This window comes from Subsaxibacter sp. CAU 1640, from assembly GCF_023156585.1.
In the GTDB taxonomy this organism is placed as follows: Bacteria; Bacteroidota; Bacteroidia; order Flavobacteriales; family Flavobacteriaceae; genus JBPOFM01.
The window spans coordinates 410,270-434,189 of record NZ_JALNMI010000002.1; the positions used below are offsets into that span (position 1 = coordinate 410,270).

The window sequence follows — 23,920 nt, forward strand, 5'->3', positions numbered from 1 at the left end:
CTGTTATAAATAGATCAACAGAGCGATGATAATACTCGCTGCAATTAAAAAAAGAATGATGCGTTTTTGAAACGTTCTTTTCTTTTCTTCCGTCAACCGATTTCGAATATCTTTCAACACTTCAGGTGTGACTTCAGGAAAATCAAACTCTACTTTTTGACCATCTCCATAGCCACCAGCTTTACCTTTGTCGAATTGCGTTCGGTTTTTTCTTCTACTATTGTTTTTCAATGATGTAATCATTGCCATCATTGCGCCTTCTCCACCCATAATTTCCAAATTTTAAAATGAAATTTAATTTTGAGATAAATGGTGTCATTTCAATTGTTGAATATTGAATTTCACTACTCTTAAAAAAAATAAAAGATAAATTTTGGAGATCAACCCAAGAACTATCAGTTAAAGGTTCTTAAAAAGCTGCTTTAAATGATTAGTCCTTAAGAGATTGAAAATGTTACAGACTATTAAAGAAAAATCTTTCAGTATTAGCTCACAACTGCCAATAAGATAGCAGTGCAAATTGAAAATTTAAGAAGCGCTTCAGTATAAGTTGCCAAACGGAAACGTTGTGCTTTCACACGTTGTCTTCTGCTGAAAACAGACGAAGTTGAAGCATTTTTATGAGCAGTCTTAACAAGTGATTGATAGTTTGAATTTAATAAACCTTGAGGTTCCGAAATCTCAAAATCTGTATTCTTTGATAAAGTTACTGTTGAAGTATTGATTACTAATTCCATAATGATTGATGTTTGATTGGTTATACTAGTAAGACGAGTATACAACAAAAATGTTACAGAATATTAAAAATATCAATTTCCAAATCGCTAAAAATCACCTGTTTCTCCAAAAGAAAGGCGTCAATAAAATCAAGACCGTAAAAAGTTCCAAACGACCAATGAGCATCAAAAAAGCAGACCACCATTGTGCCAAAGGTGGCAGCGCAGCATAGTTATTGACGGGACCGAAATTACCCAATGCTGGACCAATATTGCCCAAACTGGATGCCGATAATCCTACGGCAGATTGAAATTCGATTTGGAACATTGAGAACACCAAAGCTCCAACAATGAACGATAACATATAAAGGATAAAAAAACCTAGGATATTGAATACAATTTCTCCAGCAATGGCCTTGGTATTATATCGAACCGGTAAAATGGCATTAGGATGCAACGCTCTCTTAAACTCCAAAAATCCGTTCTTTATCAAAATCAAATGCCTTACCACTTTCACACCACCAGCTGTACTTCCTGCCGAACCACCTAGAAACATAATTCCAAAGAAAAACACCACCAAAAATGGTGTCCATAAGGTATAATCAGCTGTAATAAAACCTGTAGTAGTTATTACCGTTAAAACTTGAAACAATCCATGCCTTACAGAAGCTTCAAATTTGCCCCAAATTTGTGGGTGATTAATAGTAGATACTGAAAAATCTGCCCTGAAGTAAATGATCAAAGCTACGATTACCGTAAATGAAACGATAAATTTAAAATATAAGCGTAACTCCTCATCACCCAAAGCGCGCTGCACTTTTCCTTTGAAAGCATAATAGCTCAATACAAAATTGGTACCTGCCAAAAACATAAAGACAATAATGATATATTGAATAATGGGCTGGTCGTTCCAGTGGGCAACACTCGCATTCTTTGTTGAAAACCCTCCTGTCGATAAGGTACTCATGGAATGATTGATAGCATCAAAAAACGACATTCCAGCGACCTTCAACAGAATGGTTTCAGCAACCGTATACCCAAAATAAATAAGCCACAAACGTTTCGCGGTATCCGTAATTCTCGGATGTAATTTATCAGCGCTGGGTCCAGGAGCTTCAGCAGCAAACAACTGCATGCCACCGATTCCCAACAAGGGCAAAATCGCGATGGCCAAAACAATGATTCCCATGCCACCAATCCAATGGGTCGTACTTCTCCAAAACAAGACACCTTCAGGAACAATTTCAATATTATTCAAGATTGTGGCTCCAGTGGTCGTATAACCAGACATGGTTTCAAAAAAAGCACTTGTAAAACTAGGAATCGTATTGGTAATCATATAAGGTATAGCTCCAGAAAGTGCCATAACGACCCATCCGAAGGTGACGACCAAATACCCTTCGCGCTTATTCATGACTTTGCTATGTTTTTTGGTCAATATCATTAAAATGACACCTATGATTAAAACTGCAATTCCAGAAGTAAACAATTCTAAAGTAACGCCATCCTTATATATCAAGCTTATTAAAGTAGATAATAGCATGAAGCCACCATTGAACAGCAGTAGTAATCCGAAAAAATGAAAAATTATCTTGTAGTTGAATTTTGCCATTTTCTAAAAGAAAAACGTTTCAACTTCTGTGATAGACCTTGGTAAACAACAAACTACCACTCTATCTCCTGCTTGAATGGTAAAATTTCCTAAAGGTATCATACCCTTTCCATTTCTAATGACGCCACCTATAATTGCGGAACGAGGAAAATCTAAATCTTTGATGAGTTTATTCGTGATCTTGGATTGTTGTTTTACTTCAAACTCCAACAATTCGGCATTCATATTGTTAAGCTTGGTCATGGCAACCACCTCACCTTTGCGTATGTATCTAAAAATATTATTTGCAGCCAAGAGTTTTTTATTTATAAGGGTATCAATACCAATAGAATGAGACAATTGATAATAATCCATATTTTCAACCAAAGCAATGGTTTTTTTGACACCTTTAGACTTGGCCACTAAACAAGACATGATATTAGTCTCAGAGTTTCCAGTTACAGCAATGAACGCATCCATATTACTGATGTTTTCTTCCTCCAAGAGTTCAGCATTTCGGCCATCACCATTGATGACCAAGGCATTTGGCAATTCATCGGCAAGTTCGAAAGCATTCTCTTTGTTACTTTCGACAATCTTGACATTGAATTTACTCTGACATAAGTCCTTGGCAGTTTTCAAACCAATCTTGCTTCCTCCCAAAATCATGATATTACGAATGTCTAACTTTACTCGTCCTGAAAGTTCAAACAATTCTTCGTCACCACCTTTAGATGTAATGAAAACCACTTTATCTCCCTCCTTAAATTGCGTATCTCCACGAGGAATTATCGTGTATTGTGTTCCAAACCGCTGTATGGCAATAGGTACAAAGTGAAGTTCTGGAAAGCTTTTAGCAGCTTCCTTCACGGTTTTCTCTACGAATGTGGCAGTTCTAGATAAACGTAAGCTCAACATCGTCAAAGCACCTTCCTCAAATTCATAACTGTCATTAAATCCATATTGATTCAATAATAACTCTATCTCCGAAGCCGCCAAAGATTCAGGAGAAATCAATTCATCAATTCCAAATTTTGAAAATCCAACGATATCTTTATGGTCAATGAATTCAGTATTGGAAATCCTTGCAATGGTACGTCTGGCACCAAGTTGCTTTGCTAATACACATGCTGTAATATTAGTAGTTTCTGAAGATGTAACTGCGATAAATAAATCAGAAGTTTCAATTTTGGCATCATTAAGGATCGCAATGGAAGTTGCATCGCCTTTTATCACTCTAATATCTAAATGGTCTATTGCATAAACTAGACTTTCCTTTTTGGTATCGAGCAATGTAATTTCTTGTGACTCGAAAGAAAGTAGTTTTGCCAAATGGAATCCAACCTCACCAGCTCCAGCAATGATTATTTTCATGTGTATGGGAATTCAAAAAAACAAACAAATATACTACAATTTTGAAAGAGCCCTATAAATCAGAGGCTTTATAAATCTGTTTTTTTATTTAATTAAAAACTAATCGATTATTTTATCTTTGTCAAAAATTTTCTGGATGTCCGAAAAAGTAATTCCATATAAAGATAGCGACCTCAACAAAAAGCAGCAGGTCACAAAAATGTTTGATACCATCTCAAATGAATACGATGGTCTTAACCGTATTATTTCTTTTGGTATTGATGTAAAATGGCGAAAAAAGGTGGTGAACATAGTGACTAAACATCAGCCTTCAAACATTTTGGATATTGCTACTGGTACAGGCGATTTGGCGATAAACCTTGCTAAAACGAATGCTTCAGAGATTGTTGGTTTAGACATTAGTGAAGGAATGCTCGAAGTAGGTCGAAAAAAAATCGCACAAAAGAAGCTCGATTCCAAAATAAAAATGATGGTAGGCGATTCTGAAAATTTACCATTTGATGACAATACCTTTGATGCGATTACTGTAGCTTTCGGAATCAGGAATTTTGAGAGTTTGGAAAAAGGTCTGGCAGAAATATACAGGGTCCTTAAACCCAACGGAATGTTTGTGATATTGGAAACATCGGTTCCAACAAAACCTTTTTATAAAGCAGGATATTCATTCTACACAAAATATATTTTGCCTACCATTGGCAAGGTTTTCTCGAAAGATCAATCGGCTTACTCGTATTTATGTGAATCTGCGTCAAAATTCCCGTATGGAGAAACCTTAAACAATATTTTGAGACAAATCGGGTTTAATAGTGTCGAAGACTTGCCGCAAACCTTTGGAGTGGCAACGATTTATAAAGCATCTAAATAATTTATGAAAAACATACTCTTCGTATTACTGTTCATTTGTTCAGGTCAAATAGCGACGGCTCAACTATTCACCAAGGAAAGAATTCTCAACGATGCCAACGGTGGAAAGGGAACAACGGACAAAAACCTTTTGAATTGGGGCTATTTCTTCGGTTTGAACAGTTATGATTTCAAATTTGAATATGAACAAGACGGACCAGATATTTTGGTGGAAGACAATCTGGGCTTCAATGTCGGATTAGTTGGAGATTTGCGTATCAACGATTATTTCAATCTTCGTTTTGAACCAGGTCTTTACATTACACAAAGAAATTTGATGTATGACCCAAGATATTTTGATGGTATTGAGTTTACAGATGCAGATTTGATGCGTGAGGTCAAATCAACTTATATTCATTTGCCTTTGCTTTTAAAGATTTCTACAAAACGAATCAACAACATCAAACCATTCATTGTTGGTGGTTTTTCAACAGCACTCAATCTGTCGAGCAATGAAGAAAATCCTGATGACAACAGTGTAGGGCAATTCAGGACGAAAAAGAATATGCTGTTTTATGAGTTGGGTTTTGGAATTGATTTTTATCTGTTCTACTTTAAATTTACGCCTTCCATAAGAGGTGTTTTTGCCTTAAATGATGAGATTGTCAGAGATGTTGACCCTAACAGCCCTTGGACTTCCAATGTTACCATGATGAAAACCAGAGGTGTTTTTGTGAATTTTACATTTCAATAGTCCGACGGCTAAATTCACTCAACAAAATTGCGGTGGCTGTAGCTACATTCAAACTTTCGGTATTTTGAAGGTTCCCGAAACGTGGTATGCTGATTTTTCTATCGATCAATGCTTCAATTTGGGTAGAAATGCCATTGGCTTCGTTTCCCATTACCAAGATTCCGTTGGCTGGCAGAATATGGCTGTAAACAGAAGCGCCATCCATAAAAGTTCCAAATTTTGGCAAATCTGACGACTTAAGGAAATTTTCCAAATCCAAATAATGTGTTGAAACACGCGTCAATGAGCCCATTGTAGCCTGTACCACTTTAGGATTGAAACAATCCACAGTTTCTTTACTGCACACCAAATGATCAATCCCAAACCAATCACAAAGTCTGATGATGGTTCCCAAATTTCCAGGGTCGCGAACATCGTCAAGTGCTAATATCAATTTTGAATCGTCCACTTTTTTTCCTTTCGGAATTTTGAACAAAGCCAACGCTGTATTGGGCGTAGTGAGATTGCTGATAGATTTCAGATCCTTTTCAGAAATCAGGACCAATTTTTCTGCTTCAACCTCAAACTCGTCAGAAGTTGAAAATAATTGAGACAGTTCAAATTCAGAATTCAAAAATTCATCTACGCCTTTCTTACCTTCCACCACAAACAGTTGATGTTGGTTTCTGAATTTTTTCTGTGATAAACTGACTACTATTTTTTTTTGGTTCTTCGTAAGCATCAAAATGTCGTTACTTTTGTTCTGTTTACTTTTAAAAGTCAATTGTTTTTGGATTGATTTTTGTTTAGCAATAACAATCTTAAAACATTAAATTTGGCTTCAAATTAAACAATAATTTAACTGTGTGTTGAAATACGCTCCTGCAAAAATATCATTAATTGTCTTAACCTTTATGCTTTTGTCTTCGTGCAATGCTATAAAACGCGTAAAGGACGGCGAGCATTTGTTGACCAAAAACACAGTCTATGTCAATGATAAAAAGAATAGCACCGAAGTTGTCAATAACTTAATATATCAAAGGCCTAATGGAAAACTTTTGGGCTACCCTCTTCGTTTGCATCTTTATAACCTTGCTAGACCGAATATCGATTCAATTTTAAATGCCAAGTATCGAAATCCTGACAACCCAAGGACTGGTCAAAAAAAATTGTTGTCGCTAAAACAATATGAAGCCCTTATCAACGCCAAGAAAAATATCAATACTTGGTGGAAGAAAACAGGTGAAGCGCCTGTAATTGTTAAAGAAGATAAGGCAGAAAAATCAAAAACACTTTTACGCCAATATTATTTTAGCAAAGGATGGTTTAATGCGAAAACATCCTATACCATCAATAAAACTGACGACCAAAGAGCAACTGTGGAATATTTTGTAGAAACAGGTACGCCTTATGTTCTGGATTCTTTAAATGCGAAAATCAGTACGACGAGTATTGATAGCTTGTACCATCAAAATCTTAAAAATGGTTCATTATTAAAAGCTGGGCAACAGTATGATGACACAAATTTTGGAGCCGAACGCTCAAGGCTGACTGAACAATTGAGAAATCTTGGATATTTTCATTTTGGACAGGATTACATCAGTTTTGTGATTGATACTGTAAACACAAATCATAAAGTCAACACAGAACTTGTCATACAAAACCGAATGATTCGAAATGTAGATTCTGTGACCAGAAGACCTTTCAAAGCCTACACCATTAAGGAAGTCAATATTTTTACAGACGACCGCTTTGAGAATAAAGATGCGCCAATAACTGATTCTCTAACGTACAACAACTACAACATTTATAGTTATGACAAACTGAAATATAGACCAAAAGCCCTAACCGATGCCATTTTCATAACCAAAGACAGGTTGTTCAGAGACATCGATAGAACCAGAACGTATAGGTATTTAAGTGAACTGAAAGTTTTTAAATATCCAAACATAGAGTACATCGAAAATGAAGCGGATAGTTCTTTGGTGACAAACATTTATTTAATTCCGAAGAAAAAATTCGGGCTTAATTTTACTACCGAAGTTTCAACAAGTAATATCCAAACCATTGGATTTTCGTTTAGTACAGGTTTATTGATACGTAATGTTTTCAAAGGCGCAGAAATTTTCGAGATTGGTGCCATTGGTTCTATAGGAGCCTCAAAAGATAGCAATAATCCTGAGGATGCCTTTTTTGACATCAACGAGATTGGTGCCAATATGAAACTTACCATTCCAAGAATCTTTTTCCCTTTGAAGACGGAAAAATTAATTCCAAAATTTATGTCGCCAAGTACGCGTATCAGTGCGGCAGCAACGAGCCAACGTAATATTGGTTTGGATAGGCAAACGTTCACAGGTGCTGTGAGTTATAATTGGTATCCTTCAAGAAAAGTCACCAATACATTGGACTTGTTCAATGTACAATATGTTAAAAATTTAAATACTGATAATTACTTCCGAGTCTATCAAAATTCGTTTAACAGCTTGAATGACATCGCCCAAAGCATAGGTTATGTTAATAACAATGATCAATTGGATATCCCAGAACAAGCAGATGCATTTATCAGTGATGTGTTATCTCAAAACACATCGTTAGACCCTGAAGAAGAAGCTTATCAAAATGTAAGCAACATTTCTGAACGAAAAAACAGGCTTACCGAAGACAACCTTATTTTTTCAAGTAGTTTTAATTACGTAAAAAATCGCAGAGAGAATCTGTTTGACAATGATTTTTCAATTCTACGTTTTAGAGGGGAATTGGCTGGGAATTTATTGTCCAATATTTCAAAAATTGCTGGTTTTCAAAAGAATGAAAATGATAAGTATGAAGTTTTCGGTGTAGCATTTTCACAATACATTAAAGCCGAATTTGACTATGTGAAATATTGGGATTTAGGCCACAAAAATGTATTTGCAATCCGAAGCTATTTGGGTATTGCTGTTCCTTACGGTAACTCCACAAATATCCCGTTTGCCAAAAGTTTCTTCGCTGGAGGACCAAATGATAACAGAGCTTGGACAGCCTATAATCTTGGACCCGGAAGCTCTCGCTCCATCAACGAATTTAATGAAGCAAATTTCAAATTGCATTTCAGTGCAGAACAACGCTTCAATATTGTTGGTAGTTTTTATGGTGCCTTGTTTGCAGACGCTGGAAATATCTGGAACATTTATGATGACACACAAGACGAAAGTGCCACTTTTGATGGTTTAAGCTCGCTAAAGGATATTGCTTTAGGCTCTGGTATTGGACTTCGCTACGATTTCAGTTTCTTCGTTTTGAGGTTTGATGTTGGGTTTAAGACCTATAATCCAGCTTATGAATTAGGAAATCGTTGGTTTAAGGATTACAATTTTAGCAAGGCAGTCTTCAATATCGGAATCAATTATCCATTTTAAACTTATTACAAAAGCAAGAATCAGGCTATGCCTTTTTCCAAAATTTCAACAGACCGAACGCACCTTTTTGCTTTTATTTCATTATTTTTGAATATCCATTTTAAAACTTAAAACTACAATCCATGAGTCATAATATCAAACCAGGCGTTGCAACTGGCAAAGAAGTTCAAGAAATTTTCAAATTGGCAAAAGAGAAAAGTTTTGCCTTACCAGCTGTTAATGTCATTGGTTCCAACACTATCAATGGTGTTTTGGAAACTGCAAAAGCGCTAAATGCCCCTGTTATTATTCAATTTTCTAACGGCGGCGCAATTTTCAACGCAGGAAAAGGATTGAGTAACGATAACCAAAAAGCGGCCATTGCTGGTGCTGTTGCTGGTGCCAAACATGTACATTTGATGGCCGAAGCTTATGGTGTCCCCGTAATTCTTCATACCGACCATTGCGCTAAAAAATTGTTGCCTTGGATTGATGGATTGTTGGATGCCAGCGAAAAGCATTTTGCAGAAACAGGTAAGCCTTTATACAGTTCGCATATGATTGATTTGTCTGAAGAACCTATTGAAGAAAACATTGAAATCTGTAAAGAATACCTAAAAAGAATGAGCAAAATGGGGATGACCCTTGAAATCGAATTAGGAATTACAGGTGGTGAAGAAGATGGAGTGGACAACAGTGATGTGGATGATTCAAAACTATACACTCAACCAGAAGAAGTGGCATATGCGTACGAAGAGTTGAGCAAGGTGAGTGACCAGTTTACCATTGCTGCAGCATTCGGCAACGTTCATGGAGTTTATAAGCCTGGAAATGTGAAATTGACACCAAAAATCCTTAAAAATTCACAAGATTATGTGTCCAAAAAGTTTGGTGTTGGCCACAATCATATCGATTTTGTATTTCATGGTGGTTCAGGATCTTCCGTTGAAGAAATCCGCGAAGGCATTAGTTATGGTGTCATCAAAATGAATATAGATACCGACATGCAATATGCCTTTATGAGTGGCGTTCGCGATTATTATAATCAACATTCAGAATACTTAAAAAGCCAAATAGGAAATCCAGAAGGTGAAGATTCCCCAAATAAAAAATACTATGACCCAAGGGTTTGGCTGCGAAAAGGTGAAGAAGCATTTGTGGCACGATTAAAAAAAGCGTTTGAAGACCTCAATAACGTAAATACTTTATAACTTTGCATTGCTAAACTGACTTTTAACTACGATGCTTGTTGATTCAAAAATCGTTAATTGTTAATCTAAAATTAGAACCCAACATGTCTTGGTTTAAAAGAAAAACAAAGGGAATTACCACAACTACTGAAGAGAAAAAAGACACACCTAAAGGTCTTTGGTACAAGTCTCCAACTGGAAAGATTATTGACACAGAAGAACTGGAGAAAAACTATTTTGTTAGTCCTGAAGATGGCTATCACGTAAGAATTGGTAGCAAGGAATATTTTCAGATTTTATTTGATGACAACCAATTTAAGGAATTGGATGCCAACCTTGATTCCAAAGACCCATTAAAATTTGAAGACACAAAGAAATATCCAGAACGCTTGAAAGCCGCACAGGAGAAAACAAAGTTAAAAGATGCCGTTCGATGTGCGGTAGGTAAATCAAAAGGCAAAGATTTGGTCATTGCGTGTATGGATTTTGCTTTCATTGGTGGCTCTATGGGTTCTGTGGTTGGTGAAAAAATAGCACGTGCTGCAGATTACTCATTGAAGAAAAAAATTCCATTAGTGGTCATTTCAAAATCTGGTGGTGCTCGTATGCAAGAAGCAGCGTTATCATTGATGCAATTGGCAAAAACATCAGCAAAATTAGCACAATTAGCCGATGCAAGCATTCCATATATTTCCTTGTGTACTGACCCAACTACTGGAGGAACAACAGCCTCTTTTGCGATGCTAGGTGACATCAATATTAGTGAACCTGGAGCATTGATTGGTTTTGCTGGCCCTCGCGTGGTAAGAGATACTACAGGTCAGGAATTGCCTGAAGATTTTCAAACGGCTGAATTTCTTTTGGAACACGGCTTCTTGGATTTCATTACAGAACGTAAGGATTTAAAAAATAAAATCAACCTCTATATTGACTTGATTACGAATCAACCTTTGAGAGTTTAATAACAAAGCGAGCCTATGAGCTCGCTTTTCTTTTTAAATAAATTCCTCTTGTAAATTACTAAAAAACACTATATTTGCACCTTGATTCGAAAATCGAGTCAGTACATAACAATCATTTACAATAATATTAGCATGTATTTATCAAAAGAAGTTAAAGAGGACATCTTTAAAAAACACGGCAAAAATGCCAAAGACACTGGTTCCGCAGAAGGACAAATCGCTTTGTTCACACACAGAATCAATCATTTGACTGAACACTTAAAAAACAATCGTAAAGATTTCAATTCAGAGCGTTCATTGGTAAAATTGGTAGGTAAACGTAGAGCACTACTTGATTACCTAACCAAAAAAGATATCTTGAGATATCGTGCCATCGTTAAAGAACTAGGATTAAGAAAATAATCACTCAAAGACCACGCCTACAAGCGTGGTTTTTTTGTTATAAATAGCTCAAGCGAAAGAGCAAAAAACTCGCAAATAAGAAGCTGATTATAGTTTTTCATTGGTCTCACAACAACTACACAACAACACAACGACCATTGTTTAATTAGAATTAAAAAATTTATGATTCCAAAAGTTTTTAAAGAGGTCATAGACCTTGGTGATGGACGTACAATTTCCATCGAAACCGGAAAATTGGCCAAACAAGCTCATGGTTCGGTAGTTGTTCAATCAGGAAATTGCATGCTATTGTGTACTGTTGTTTCCAATTACGAGCAAAGTCCTGTTGATTTTTTACCATTGACAGTTGATTACAGAGAAAAATTTGCAGCGGCAGGTCGCTATCCTGGAGGCTTCTTCAAAAGAGAAGCAAGACCAAGCGATGGTGAAGTTTTGACCATGCGTTTAGTAGACCGTGTGTTGCGTCCATTATTCCCAAAAGATTACCATGCAGAAACACAGGTGATGATTCAGTTGATGTCTCATGACGAAAATGTGATGCCAGATGCTATGGCAGGTTTGGCGGCATCTGCTGCGATACAGTTGAGCGATATTCCATTTGAGACGCCTATTTCTGAAGTGAGAGTTGGTCGTGTCAATGGGCAATTCATTATCAATCCAACATTTGCTCAATTAGAAGAATCTGACATTGATATGGTCATTGGAGCCTCTGCTGATTCTGTGATGATGGTAGAAGGTGAAATGAAAGAAATTTCAGAAGAAGAAATGGTGGAAGCTATCAAGTTTGCACATGATGCCATCAAAGTTCAATGTGAAGCGCAAGTTAAATTGGCTGAAGCGTTTGGCAAAAAAGAAACTCGTGAGTATGAGCCAGAGCGCGAAGATGAGGAATTGAACAAAAAAGTTAGAGAACTAACCTATGAAAAAGTGTATGCAGTTGCCAAGAAAGCATCAGCAAAACACGAACGTAGCAGTGCTTTTTCCGAAATCAAAGAGGAAGTGAAAGCCACTTTTACTGAAGAAGAATTAGAAGATTTTGGAGATTTGGTCTCTAAATATTTCTATGCTGCCGAAAAAGCTGCTGTTCGCGATTTGACATTGAATGAAGGCTTACGTTTGGATGGTCGTAAAACAACAGACATCAGACCAATTTGGTGCGAAGTGGATTACTTACCCTCAACGCACGGATCATCCATCTTTACACGAGGCGAAACACAAGCATTGGCAACAGTGACCCTTGGAACATCAAGAGAGGCCAATGTTATCGATATGCCATCTTTTGAAGGTGAAGAACGTTTCTATTTGCATTATAACTTCCCTCCTTTTTCAACTGGAGAAGCGAGACCTATCAGAGGAACTTCTAGACGCGAAGTTGGTCACGGAAACTTGGCACAACGTGCATTAAAAGGAATGGTACCTGCCGACTGTCCGTATACTGTAAGAGTTGTTTCTGAAGTATTGGAAAGTAACGGTTCTTCGTCTATGGCAACTGTTTGCGCAGGAACTATGGCGTTAATGGATGCTGGTGTTCAAATGAAAAAACCAGTTTCTGGTATTGCTATGGGATTGATTTCTGATGCTGATACAGGGAAATATGCTGTATTGTCGGACATTCTTGGAGATGAAGACCATTTAGGCGATATGGACTTTAAAGTAACCGGTACGGCTGATGGTATTACAGCTTGTCAAATGGACATTAAAGTAAAAGGATTGTCTTACGAAATTCTTGTGAATGCCTTGAAACAAGCGCAAGCAGGTCGTTTGCACATTCTTGATAAACTAGTGGAGACCATTGCTCAACCAAATGCAGACGTGAAACCACATGCTCCAAAAATGATCACTACGACAATTCCGAATGAATTTATCGGAGCATTGATCGGACCTGGTGGAAAGGTAATTCAAGAACTACAGAAAGAAACCAAGACAACGATCGTTATCAACGAAGACCCTGTTACTGAAGAAGGTATTGTTGAGATTTTGGGTACAGACCAAGAAGGTATCGACAAAGTCTTGGCAAAAATTGATTCTTTGTTGTTCAAACCACAAGTTGGCGAAGTTTACGAAGTCAAAGTCATCAAAATGCTAGATTTTGGAGCAGTTGTTGAATATACGAAAGCTCCTGGTAATGAAGTATTGCTTCACGTGAGTGAGTTGGCTTGGGAACGTACCGAAAATGTTTCTGATGTTGTAAATATGGGTGATGTGTTTGAAGTGAAATACTTTGGCGTAGATCCTAAAACAAAGAAGGAAAAAGTTTCAAGAAAAGCTATTCTTCCAAAACCAGAAGGTTTTAAAGAAAGACCTCCAAGAGACAACAATCGTGATAACCGAGGTGGACGTGACAATCGTGGCAACCGTGATAATAGAAATCGTGACAATCGTCGTGATGATCGGAGACCACGAGAAGATAGAAACGAAGATTAATAATCTTTCAATACGTTTATTGAAAAAGCCATTGTTCAAAAGAGCAATGGCTTTTTTCATGGAAAATGCTCTGTCATAGCCCAAAACGTTAAAGCCCGTTAAAAATTTGCATTTGTCGATATTTTGATTAGATTATAGGTTATGGTTTACACAGACAAAGAAAAATATTCAGACATTTTAAGTAACTCTCTTACGTACTTAAAGAATATTGGTTTTGAAAATATCAAAGCCGATGCCGAAGGTTATGAAACGCCAAAATCGTATCATAAAAAGGGAAGCGATATCAACATTACTCCAGATATTGTTGCGGAAAAGGAAGGTAGAAAACATTATTTTGAATTAAGTTTAAAATCAGACAAGCCAAATTTATTAAAGTCAAAATGGTTGTTTTTGAACACTTTAAGCACTATGAAATCTCATCGATTCAAGATTATAACCACTCGTGGCCACTACAAATTCACGAATGAAATGTTGGATGACATTAACTTGAACGATAAAAAACTAATTAAAATTTAATTTTTTTGAAATTACTGTAACTTTTATGCGACTTCATCCGTATAACTATATGCGATATGAAATTCGTGGTAAAAAACAGAATAAAATTAGATGAGACAACTCAAAATTACGAAGCAGGTTACCAATAGGGAAACAGCTTCGCTAGACAAGTACCTTCAAGAGATTGGAAAAGTTGACCTTATTACTGCTGACGAAGAAGTAGAATTGGCACAACGAATCAAAGCTGGTGATCAACGTGCTTTGGAAAAATTGACAAAAGCAAACCTACGTTTTGTGGTTTCTGTTGCAAAACAATATCAAAATCAAGGTTTGACGTTACCCGATTTGATCAATGAAGGTAATCTTGGATTGATTAAAGCCGCGCAGCGTTTTGATGAAACTCGTGGTTTTAAATTTATTTCTTATGCCGTATGGTGGATTCGTCAATCAATTCTTCAAGCATTGGCTGAACAGTCTCGTATTGTTCGTTTGCCTTTGAACAAGATTGGTTCGATAAATAAAATCAATAAGACTTTCGCATTCTTGGAACAAAGTCATGAGCGTCCGCCTAGTGCTGAAGAAATAGCCAAAGAGTTGGATATGACTATTAACGACGTTAAAGAATCGATGAAGAATTCAGGACGCCATGTCTCAATGGATGCTCCTTTGGTAGAAGGTGAAGATTCAAATCTTTACGATGTATTGCGTTCTGGTGAATCTCCAAATCCTGATAAAGATTTGTTACATGAATCTTTGCGCACAGAGATTGAAAGAGCTCTTGAAACATTGACACCACGTGAAGCAGATGTGATTCGTTTGTATTTTGGTCTTGGCGATCAACACCCTATGACCTTGGAAGAAATAGGTGAAACATTCGATTTGACACGTGAACGTGTAAGACAAATAAAAGAAAAAGCAATTCGCAGATTGAAACATACGTCGCGAAGCAAAATATTAAAAACCTATTTAGGATAGTAACGCCAATTTGTTACGACTAAATAACAGTAACAAACAGTTACAACATAACTGTTCGTTTTTTGATTGATGAAAGAACCCTCGGCTGATTACCGAGGGTTCGCTTTTTTAGGCTACTTTTGCAAAAACAATACAACTACAAAATGAATTCAAAATTAATTGCTCCTTCAATTTTGGCGGCAGATTTTGCCAATCTTCAAAAAGATATTGAAATAGTTAATGCAAGTGAAGCCGATTGGTTTCATATTGATATTATGGATGGTATGTTTGTTCCAAATATTTCTTTTGGAATGCCTGTTCTAAAGGCGATTACAAAACACACCAAAAAGTACGTCGATACTCACTTGATGATTGTGGATCCTGATAGATATATTAAGACTTTTGCTGATTTAGGAACCAACAATCTCACAGTACATTATGAAGCTTGCACACATTTGCATAGAACAATTCAAGCCATAAAATCCGAAGAAATGCAAGCTGGTGTGGCATTAAATCCTCATACAAATGTGAATGTTCTAGAAGATACCATCAATGATATTGATTTGGTCTGTGTAATGAGTGTAAATCCAGGATTTGGAGGTCAGAGCTTCATTGAAAACACTTATAATAAGGTGAGACAATTAAAAGAATTAATCCTTAAGAAAGGTGCCTCCACCAAAATTGAAATTGACGGCGGAGTTACAAATAAAAATGCCAAACAATTGATTACTCAAGGTGCAGATGTTCTGGTGGCAGGTAGTTTTGTGTTTCAAAGTGAAAACCCAATAAAAACGATTAGCGAATTAAGAAAGCTGATAAATTAAAGTTATCGTTTCCTAATTTTCATATTTGCGCCGTAACCATAACTGTAGCCATAATTATATGTATACCCATATGATTTGCTTGCACCAACACCATTTATCACGTAAGCCATATTTTTCAAACGCCCTGTCTCATGTAAATTTTTTGAAAAATCTAACAAGTTTTTTTCTGTGAATTCAGCTCTTACTAAATATAAAGTCGCGTCAGCCCATTGAGAAATAAGCATCGTATCGGTTACAAGAATTGTAGGTGCGGTATCTACAACAATATAGTCAAAATTTTCTTTGGCTTCTGAGAGCAATTTTTCAAAGCGACCATTAGTCAATAATTGGGTAGGGTTTGGAGGTATACTCCCCGATAATAGAGTGTAATGTTCGGGATACTTTTCAAAACCTTTGAAAAGAGCCTTTTTCCAATCAAAGGACGCGTCATGAAGATAATTGGATAAACCAGCTTCGTCTTTGTTATGGTCGGTATAATTATGGATTTGAGGATTTCTCAAATCGGCACCCACAAGCAACACCTTCTTATTGAGACTGGCTAAAGCCAACGATAGATTGAGTCCGACGTAAGTTTTCCCTTCACCTTTAATGGTAGAAGTGCAATAAATAACCTTACCATCGCTTGGCGCGTTCATAGATAAAATATAATTTACATTAGAACTTAAGATACGAAAAGCTTCGGCTTGTACATTTCTATCAGTAGGATCTCTAAACACTAAATCCTTATCTTTAATCCTAGGCAATTCGGCCAATACAGGAACGTTAGGCACCTTTACCTCAATATCATTTTTGCTTTTGATTTTTGTATCCAATACGATAGTTGCGTATAAAACCCCGAAAGGGATCAATAGTCCAGCGATCAATGCAAAGAGATAAACACTTCTAGAGTTAGGAGAAATTGGAGCACTTCCTGACAAGGCATACTCAACTACCTTGATGGATGGTTCAGTGATTGCCAAATTGATTGCCGCCTCTTCACGTTTCTGAAGCAAGAATAAATACAAAGTTTCTTTGATGACCCTCTGTCTTTCAATAGAATTAAGCAGCTTTTCCTTTCTAGGCAATTGTGCAACTTCAGAAACAAACCTTTGATTTCTGCCCAATAACTGTTTTTTTGAAGCATCCAATTGCTGCTCATAAGCTGATAACGATACCCTTATATTATCCTTTACTTCATTTAATTTACTATTGACTACTTGAACCTTTGGATTACTCTCGCCACCACTTATCATGAGTTTATCACGTTCAAAAACTAATGTATTATATTGATCTACCAATGAATTCACTATAGAATTGTCTATACCAATATTTGATGGCAGCAAATCTGATTCCTTATTTTTATCCAAAGCCAAGGTTTCCTTAAGCATTTTGGAAAGTAAAATCTGATTTTCAATATTGAAGACATTTTGATCAGATTGTGCCCGTTGGCCGAGTCCTTCGGCTGCGTTCGACTCTATATAAATGATATCATTCGATTGTTTGAAGTCCTTTTTTTCAGTTTCAATGGAGTCCAATTCTTGAGCCAAGTACACAAATCGTTCATCAATAAAGTCAATGGTTCTCTTTGACACTTCCTGTCTATCAATAATTCCGTCCATATTGAACACTTCAACCAATTCATTCAAAATTCGTTCAGATTTGGGTCTGCTTTCACTTGAATGGCTTATTTGCAATAAATCACTGGCTTTCCCTACCAATCCTATAGTAATTTTATTTTTAAGTTTAGTAGTGGCTGAAGTTAGAGGAAGAAACCTCAAAATAAATGTCTTTCCTACAATGTCTTTGATATTCGAGCCATTTTCAGTCCTTAAATCAAATGGCAATTTATGACGTATCAAATACGAATTGAAATTCGGTATGACTGTAGGTTGATCACTCCCATTGCTAAAAATTTCAAATGCTTCCTTTTTGACCTCAATTCGAAATGTTTGAGAAGTTTGAATGTTCTCATTTTCTACATTCTTTTTAACTTCAAAAGGGAATCTATCGATTTCCGTAGTTCTCACACTTCCCTCTTCATAGAATTCCATTGTGAGATTAAGATTTCTTACTACTTGCTCAATGATTCGGTACGATCGAAGAATTTCAACTTCATTCTCCAGATTTATATTAGACCTATTGAATACAAACGCTGAAGACGGCAGCTCTAAACCTTTTTGTTTATTCAATATTTGTATTTTGGCACTGCTGTTGTAAATACGTGGCGTATACCTTAAGTATAAAAAGGCAATTAAAAAAGCAAAGGATATTCCGATGGCAAACCATATCCAATAGCGCAAATACTTATAAAACTCTTGCTTTATAACTTCTCCTTGATCAGATTTGTTGCTTTTTAATGCGTTGATTTCTTCTTGCCTCATTAGGATTATCGGGTTATAAGAACTATTGTAGTAAGTAAAATGGAAATAACAGAAATTAGAGTACCTGTATTTCCAACAAAACCAGCACTTTTAACTTTGGGCTCGTTAGGGCTTACAATAATAACGTCATTAGGCTTTATGTTGTAAAATGGACTATTCAATAATTCGGCAGATGTCATATCGATATGAGATATCTGCCTCAAGCTGTCGGTTTCTCTCATAACCAAAATATCTTCTCGTTTGCCATTGATAGTCAAATCACCTGCAAGACCCAAAACCTGAAGTAAAGTAATATTTTGTTCAGTAAAACTAAATGTACCAGGATTTCTCACTTCCCCCAATACAGTAACTTTTGCATTTAGCAATCTAACATTGACTGTCGGATTTTTTAAATGTCCACTAGTTTCTAACCGATTCTTAATTTCTTCTTGCAGCTCAATAACACTTTTGTTGTAAGTAGAGATTTGTCCTAGTTGCGGAAAATCTATGGAATGATCTTCAGAAACTAAATAGCCTTCCAATTTCATCAGTTCAATGTTATTTCCCGGTCCAGAGGTAGAGCTGATTTTATTATAAGGTATAGCAGCTTCTGATTCTAAAGCTCCAACTGTGATTTTTAAAATATCATTGGGCTGTATTTTTGGAGTTGAAAATTTAATTGAAGAATTATTAAAGTTGTCTGCATCTTGCAGATAGAGTATCTCCTTTTTATTGGCGCAAGAATTAAAAAATAGGGCAACAATTATTACAATAAATAGATGTTTCATTTACTAGCTCTTAAAGTATTGCAAATATAATCGCAATTAGATGATTGACAAAGGTAAGTTAGTTTTTTACATTACGGCTTAATCAACGGTGTGCTTAAATGCTTTAGAACCAGAAAAATTAATTGACAACCAATTCCATATGAAGAATACTGAATACAGTAAAGAACCTATAACCAACATTAAGACAAACTGTATGTGTATATCGATATCTCTTAAAAAATAAGAAAGTAAAATTATAATGGCATTAATGCATACAATACAAACCGTGGTTCGTATATGTGTAAATCCTAATTGAAGAAAACGATGATGTAAATGGTTCCTATCTGCTACAAAAGGACTTTTCTTGTGGATGAGTACTCTGATTAAAAAAATTCTCAAGGTGTCCAAAAGAGGAAAAAACACAATAGCAAAAGCCAAAACAGGAGCGGAATTATAAAATTCAGAACCTTGATGAGTTTGCGAATAATTAATAAATTTTACCACAAAAAATGCAAGTAAAAAACCAATAATCATGGAGCCAGTATCTCCCATGAAAATTTTATTGGTTTTAGAAAAATTCAAGCGAAGAAATGGCAATAAAGCACCTATCAAACCGATTGCAATTGTAGCCATGCTCACATCTTTTATAGTTATGAAAATAAAGGTAAAAGCTGCACTTGAAATTAATGCTAAAGTTCCAGCCAACCCATCTACGCCGTCAATAAGGTTGAAAGCATTTATCAGCAGTATGTAAACGAACAGTGTCAAAGTGACAGAGAACCAATAGGGCAATATGGTGATTCCCAACAAGCCCGATAACCCAAGTATTCTTGTATCAGTAAATACAATCAACAGTCCAGCCGCTAATAATTGACCGAAGAACTTCTTTTTGGGAGATAAGATCAATAAATCATCTTTCAATCCAAGAAAAAACAAAATTGTAAGTCCCCCTAATAGTAATAGTAGAATTTTAGTATCAAGCAAAGCTCCAACGGTAGTAATAACAACAACTAAACTCAAATAAATACTAATTCCACCCAATGTTGGGGTCTTTTCAGAATGCGTACTTCTAGAAGTTGGCTCGTCCATTAAATGTTTAGCTTCAGCCACATTAAAGATGGCTGGAAAAGCACTTTGAGACATAAAAAAGGCAATCAAAAAAGCAATGGCTAGCCAAAGTTCCAAATGATCGAGAGGGTTAAAATAATTTAGCAGTTCTTGTATCATATATTCTTTATGCCTTCTTGATGTATAGAAATATCCCCGATTTTAATGCGAATATAGGCTGAATGTAATGTATTTCCCAAAAAAAATAGTTCAAAATCAATAACAAATAGATTATTTACACTTTTAAAAAAATTGGCGGTAAGTTATTGATTGTTTTTTATGTTGTAGTGTTGTATTATATTAAAATAATGTAAACATTGCCAATCTATTTGGATATCCACTGTGGAATTTTGGATAGATTCTTTAAACCAATTGTCAATATGGGAGTACCAATGGCATTGTTTTTTGCGGCTCTAAAATCTTCTTTAGTTTTTAGAATTAAATTTTTTAAACTTTTGTTACTAGCTCCTCCTACACGCATTTTTGTTATCGTCTTCGGCAAATAGTAAAATCGATATTCAGACACCTTAAATATACGTAAAATAAAGTCATAATCAGCAGCAATACGATAATTGATGTTAAAATTCCCGTTGTTTTTGTATATCTCATTTTTAAGAAATAAAGTGGGATGGGCTGGCATCCAGCCTCTATTTAAGAGTTTACGCTTGTAAGGTTGACTGGTCCAATTTCTGACGACATCATCTACATTTTCAAATCGTACATAATGCAGGTTACCATAAACTCCATCTACCTGCTCGGATTGAAACACATTGACAATGTCTTCTATAATTTGATTATTAGCTAAAAAATCGTCGGAATGTACAAATCCAATAATATCTCCCGTCGACTTGTTGATTCCTTTATTCAAAGCATCATAAATACCTTGATCGTTTTCGGAAGACCATACTATTTGATGATGCATTGCGGCTTTGGACTTAATCAAATCCACCGTACCATCTAAAGAATTCCCATCAATGATGACATATTCAATGTTTTTATATGTCTGATTCAATACAGAATTCATACAAACCTCCAATGTTTTGGCGCTATTATAAGTGGCGGTTATGATTGAAACCTTCATTATGAAATAGTTCTAGTTTTGATCTTCATAGCCGGATTGCCTTTATATATGCTATAGGAATCGAGATTACTACTTACGACAGATCCTAAAGATAAAACTGCATGGCTTTCGACAGTAACACCTGGCCCCACAATACTTTTTGCTCCTATCCAAGCTCCTTCTTTTAAAACGATTGGCGCAACCATTAGATCGAAACTGGGTTTTTTATAGTTATGATTTCCACAAATCAAAAATGCACCTTGAGATAGACACACATTATTTTCTATACTCACATCCGCAAGATTGTCTATCCAAACACTCTCACCAATCCAGCAATTATCGCCAACAACTAGTTTCCACGGATACTTTATATTCACTTTTGGTTTAATTATAACGTTATGGCCGATAGTTGCGCCAAATAAACGAAGAAAAAAGATTTTTAAACCGGAAGACGGATTCAACGGGTTTCTTAAAATCAACTCATTGATAAAGTACCAACCAAACCGTTTAATGGCAGAACCAGGTTGATACCAGTCGTTATTATATGATGATAAATCTGTTTTCAATGTTTTAAAACTTAAACAGGTTCAAATTTAACACTAATAATTCAGGATTGGTTGAAAACTCCCTTGCGAAATCAACAGTCTTGGCCGACATTTCATGATACCTATCATTAGACAAAGCAATAGCCTCATCGAATGTTTGCGAAATATTATGGATAGTATTTAAACCAACATCCCAACCTAAATCTTTATTTTTTAAATTTTTCCAGGGTGTTTGATCAGAAATGATTACTGGTAAACCAGACATAAAAGATTCAAGAATGGCATGTCCAAAATTCTCACCTTCCGACAGCAACACAAAAAAATCGTAATCACAAAGAACCGATGGAACATCTTCACTTGGAAGAATACCTTTGTAAGTAACGCATACATGTTTGGGTATTTCTTCGATACTCTTTTGGCATAATCTCCAATAGGCTTCATCGTAAACAGGACCGTAATAATCCAATATCATTGGTGATGAAACATTTTTCAAAGCTTCAAGCATAGTTAATGTACCTTTCTCTTTAGAAACCCTCGCTACATTGACGAATTTTACTGGGTCAGATTTTCGTATTTTAGGTTCATTCGACGGTGACATTCTGGCAAGGTTTGGCGCTATTAAGACATGAGTACCTTTTCCTAAAATTTGCTTAATATAGTTAGCTTCGTCATCATTGGTGGCATGAAACCGAACTCCCTTATAAAGATCCAAAAGTTTTGCAATAGCCAAAAACCATCTCTTTTTAGTTTTTTTGACCGAAAACGCTTGTGGATTCAGCATACCTCTTGCCGCAACAATCACGTGAGGATGTTTTCTTAAAAACCAAAGAGGTAATATAGAAAAATACCAACTATAGATGCCATTGATGTATGCGATATCGAAAGCTGTATCATCTATAACTTGCTTTAAATTTGATTTGTTAAGGGCTTCCTTTGAGAAATAATAAACGGACATATGCTCATTGAGTTGATTCCAACTATCAGATTGGATATCCGTATAAACCTCATCAGAACAATAGTCGGTATCTCTTGTAATTATATAAAAATCATGATACGACCCTAAATGTGCTATCAAGTTGGCATATGAACGCACAGGACCCCCAGAGTTAGTACCTGGCAAAAACCAATCGATGACAATCAATATTTTTTTTCTCTTCATTTCAGGTTAATACCTCCTTGTATAATTCAATATATTGATTTGCGATAGCCTCCGATCGGAATCGCTTCACATTCTCCAAACCATCTTCAATCAATTGCTGTCGATAGCTTCGATTTTGACAAACTTTTAATATGGCATTCCTTATAGAGTTTACATTTTTTGGGTCTACCAAGCAAGCGGCTTTATTGGAGACCTCCTTCATCGCACCAAAATCAGAAGTCACAACAGGACGTCCGGTAGCTTGTGCCTCTATAATGGGCATTCCAAAGCCCTCATAAAATGAAGCGAAGCAGAGTAAGTCGCAGCTTCTATAGCAATCAACAACTTCTTCAAACGTGAGATTGTTTTTATTTTCGTATTCAATTTCAAACTTATTCAAAATTGCTATTTGCTTCTCTGTCATTTTTCCAACAATCAAGGCTTTGCATGTTATGTCTTTAATAGCTTCAAACGACCGCTCTAAATTTTTGTTTGATTTTGTACCGATAAATAGTATGGTAGGATCTTTCTCGTTGAACTGATACGAATCAAACTTAAATTTAGGATCAACTGGATTGTTGATGACCCTTATTTTCGATTTGGCAAAAGGAATAATGGTTACCAATTCGTTTTTTGTGAATTCTGAAATTACAGTAATCCTTTTTACAAACAAAGCTGGCAACCAAAACCAAAAAAGCCTAATATACAATAGCTTGACAAAATTACCCTTAAGTGCTGAACCTATATCATGAATGGTCAAAACAGAATTCTTTCCTGTTACTAGAGCCATATAATGGACATCTCCTGTGATATGGTATAAGGTTTCTTTCTCCCTTTTAAAAGATATTAAGTTTGACCATAAAGCTCTAAAATTTCCGCCAGAAGCATGTAGTTTCAAAACTTTAATATTTGAATGAAGTGCAACTTTTTTTGAAACGTTATGAAATAAACTTTCTATACTGAAATAGTTTGGGTTTGGTTTTCTATATATATACGTGACGGATGATTTCATTTATCTAAATTAAATATGGAAACATAAATAATTGCATATCATCGTTTATCGCTATTCAAAGTTT

General features: G+C 35.8%; 22 protein-coding genes. 10 read left to right on the plus strand and 12 right to left on the minus strand.

From position 1 onward, the window contains the following. Positions 1 to 3: 3 nt before the first annotated feature. The 4 genes from M0G43_RS06430 to trkA all read right to left on the minus strand — a co-directional run bounded on the left by M0G43_RS06430 (position 4) and on the right by trkA (position 3,681). Positions 4 to 270: a hypothetical protein gene (locus M0G43_RS06430; protein ID WP_248024526.1), complete on the minus strand. Its 267-nt coding sequence runs from the start codon at positions 268 to 270 to the stop codon at positions 4 to 6. A gap of 215 nt (positions 271 to 485) precedes the next feature. Then, positions 486 to 737: a hypothetical protein gene (locus M0G43_RS06435; RefSeq protein WP_248024527.1), complete on the minus strand. Its 252-nt coding sequence runs from the start codon at positions 735 to 737 to the stop codon at positions 486 to 488. Between the two features lie 94 nt (positions 738 to 831). After that, the gene (locus tag M0G43_RS06440; protein WP_248024528.1) at positions 832 to 2,328 is read right to left on the minus strand and encodes a TrkH family potassium uptake protein; all 1,497 of its coding nucleotides are present in this window, start codon (positions 2,326 to 2,328) and stop codon (positions 832 to 834) included. Positions 2,329 to 2,331: 3 nt separating this feature from the next. Further along, a complete protein-coding gene (gene trkA / locus M0G43_RS06445; RefSeq protein ID WP_248024529.1) occupies positions 2,332 to 3,681 on the minus strand; it encodes a Trk system potassium transporter TrkA in 1,350 nt (449 codons plus the stop codon). A 136-nt stretch (positions 3,682 to 3,817) separates the two neighbouring features. Between trkA and ubiE the strand changes: the two genes are divergently transcribed. Both ubiE and M0G43_RS06455 read left to right on the plus strand, forming a co-directional pair. Further along, positions 3,818 to 4,546: a bifunctional demethylmenaquinone methyltransferase/2-methoxy-6-polyprenyl-1,4-benzoquinol methylase UbiE gene (gene ubiE, locus M0G43_RS06450; protein WP_248024530.1), complete on the plus strand. Its 729-nt coding sequence runs from the start codon at positions 3,818 to 3,820 to the stop codon at positions 4,544 to 4,546. A 3-nt stretch (positions 4,547 to 4,549) separates the two neighbouring features. Beyond that, the gene (locus M0G43_RS06455; protein WP_248024531.1) at positions 4,550 to 5,278 is read left to right on the plus strand and encodes a porin family protein; all 729 of its coding nucleotides are present in this window, start codon (positions 4,550 to 4,552) and stop codon (positions 5,276 to 5,278) included. Here the strand turns inward: M0G43_RS06455 and M0G43_RS06460 are convergent. Continuing rightward, complete coding sequence (locus M0G43_RS06460; RefSeq protein ID WP_248024532.1) at positions 5,265 to 5,999, minus strand: RNA methyltransferase; 735 nt, start codon at positions 5,997 to 5,999, stop codon at positions 5,265 to 5,267. The genes M0G43_RS06455 and M0G43_RS06460 overlap by 14 nt on opposite strands. A gap of 172 nt (positions 6,000 to 6,171) precedes the next feature. Here M0G43_RS06460 and M0G43_RS06465 point away from each other — a divergent pair, with 172 nt between their 5' ends. The 8 genes from M0G43_RS06465 to rpe all read left to right on the plus strand — a co-directional run bounded on the left by M0G43_RS06465 (position 6,172) and on the right by rpe (position 15,888). Next, positions 6,172 to 8,658: a BamA/TamA family outer membrane protein gene (locus M0G43_RS06465; protein ID WP_248024797.1), complete on the plus strand. Its 2,487-nt coding sequence runs from the start codon at positions 6,172 to 6,174 to the stop codon at positions 8,656 to 8,658. Positions 8,659 to 8,780: 122 nt separating this feature from the next. Continuing rightward, positions 8,781 to 9,848, plus strand: coding sequence for a class II fructose-bisphosphate aldolase (gene fbaA, locus M0G43_RS06470; RefSeq protein WP_248024534.1), 1,068 nt, complete (start codon positions 8,781 to 8,783; stop codon positions 9,846 to 9,848). A gap of 83 nt (positions 9,849 to 9,931) precedes the next feature. Next, positions 9,932 to 10,789, plus strand: a complete 858-nt coding sequence (gene accD, locus M0G43_RS06475) for an acetyl-CoA carboxylase, carboxyltransferase subunit beta (RefSeq protein WP_248024535.1) — start codon at positions 9,932 to 9,934, stop codon at positions 10,787 to 10,789. A gap of 132 nt (positions 10,790 to 10,921) precedes the next feature. After that, entirely contained in the window at positions 10,922 to 11,191 is a 270-nt protein-coding gene (gene rpsO, locus M0G43_RS06480; protein ID WP_248024536.1) for a 30S ribosomal protein S15, read from the plus strand. Between the two features lie 162 nt (positions 11,192 to 11,353). After that, positions 11,354 to 13,615 carry a polyribonucleotide nucleotidyltransferase gene (locus M0G43_RS06485; RefSeq protein WP_248024537.1) on the plus strand — a complete coding sequence of 754 codons (2,262 nt, stop codon included), beginning with the start codon at positions 11,354 to 11,356 and terminating at the stop codon, positions 13,613 to 13,615. A gap of 141 nt (positions 13,616 to 13,756) precedes the next feature. Continuing rightward, positions 13,757 to 14,131: a hypothetical protein gene (locus tag M0G43_RS06490; protein WP_248024538.1), complete on the plus strand. Its 375-nt coding sequence runs from the start codon at positions 13,757 to 13,759 to the stop codon at positions 14,129 to 14,131. 90 nt (positions 14,132 to 14,221) lie between these two features. Then, entirely contained in the window at positions 14,222 to 15,085 is an 864-nt protein-coding gene (locus M0G43_RS06495; protein WP_248024539.1) for an RNA polymerase sigma factor RpoD/SigA, read from the plus strand. A 143-nt stretch (positions 15,086 to 15,228) separates the two neighbouring features. Further along, positions 15,229 to 15,888 carry a ribulose-phosphate 3-epimerase gene (gene rpe / locus M0G43_RS06500; protein ID WP_248024540.1) on the plus strand — a complete coding sequence of 220 codons (660 nt, stop codon included), beginning with the start codon at positions 15,229 to 15,231 and terminating at the stop codon, positions 15,886 to 15,888. A 2-nt stretch (positions 15,889 to 15,890) separates the two neighbouring features. Here rpe and M0G43_RS06505 read toward each other — a convergent pair whose 3' ends face one another. From M0G43_RS06505 to M0G43_RS06535, 7 genes are all read right to left on the minus strand, one after another. Further along, on the minus strand, positions 15,891 to 18,248 hold the full coding sequence (locus tag M0G43_RS06505; RefSeq protein WP_248024542.1) for a GumC family protein: 2,358 nt from the start codon (positions 18,246 to 18,248) through the stop codon (positions 15,891 to 15,893). A gap of 5 nt (positions 18,249 to 18,253) precedes the next feature. Next, positions 18,254 to 19,015 (minus strand): polysaccharide biosynthesis/export family protein, encoded by a 762-nt coding sequence (locus M0G43_RS06510; RefSeq protein WP_248024543.1) that lies wholly within the window; start codon positions 19,013 to 19,015, stop codon positions 18,254 to 18,256. Positions 19,016 to 19,093: 78 nt separating this feature from the next. Then, the gene (locus M0G43_RS06515) at positions 19,094 to 20,221 is read right to left on the minus strand and encodes an MraY family glycosyltransferase (RefSeq protein ID WP_248024544.1); all 1,128 of its coding nucleotides are present in this window, start codon (positions 20,219 to 20,221) and stop codon (positions 19,094 to 19,096) included. Between the two features lie 205 nt (positions 20,222 to 20,426). Then, positions 20,427 to 21,182: a glycosyltransferase family 2 protein gene (locus tag M0G43_RS06520; protein WP_248024546.1), complete on the minus strand. Its 756-nt coding sequence runs from the start codon at positions 21,180 to 21,182 to the stop codon at positions 20,427 to 20,429. Beyond that, positions 21,182 to 21,727 carry a WcaF family extracellular polysaccharide biosynthesis acetyltransferase gene (locus M0G43_RS06525; protein ID WP_248024548.1) on the minus strand — a complete coding sequence of 182 codons (546 nt, stop codon included), beginning with the start codon at positions 21,725 to 21,727 and terminating at the stop codon, positions 21,182 to 21,184. Before M0G43_RS06525 ends, M0G43_RS06520 begins: the two co-directional genes overlap by 1 nt. 4 nt (positions 21,728 to 21,731) lie before the next feature. After that, positions 21,732 to 22,865 (minus strand): glycosyltransferase family 4 protein, encoded by a 1,134-nt coding sequence (locus tag M0G43_RS06530; RefSeq protein WP_248024550.1) that lies wholly within the window; start codon positions 22,863 to 22,865, stop codon positions 21,732 to 21,734. Between the two features lies 1 nt (position 22,866). Next, positions 22,867 to 23,856 (minus strand): glycosyltransferase family 4 protein, encoded by a 990-nt coding sequence (locus M0G43_RS06535; RefSeq protein ID WP_248024552.1) that lies wholly within the window; start codon positions 23,854 to 23,856, stop codon positions 22,867 to 22,869. Between the last annotated feature and the right edge of the window lie 64 nt (positions 23,857 to 23,920).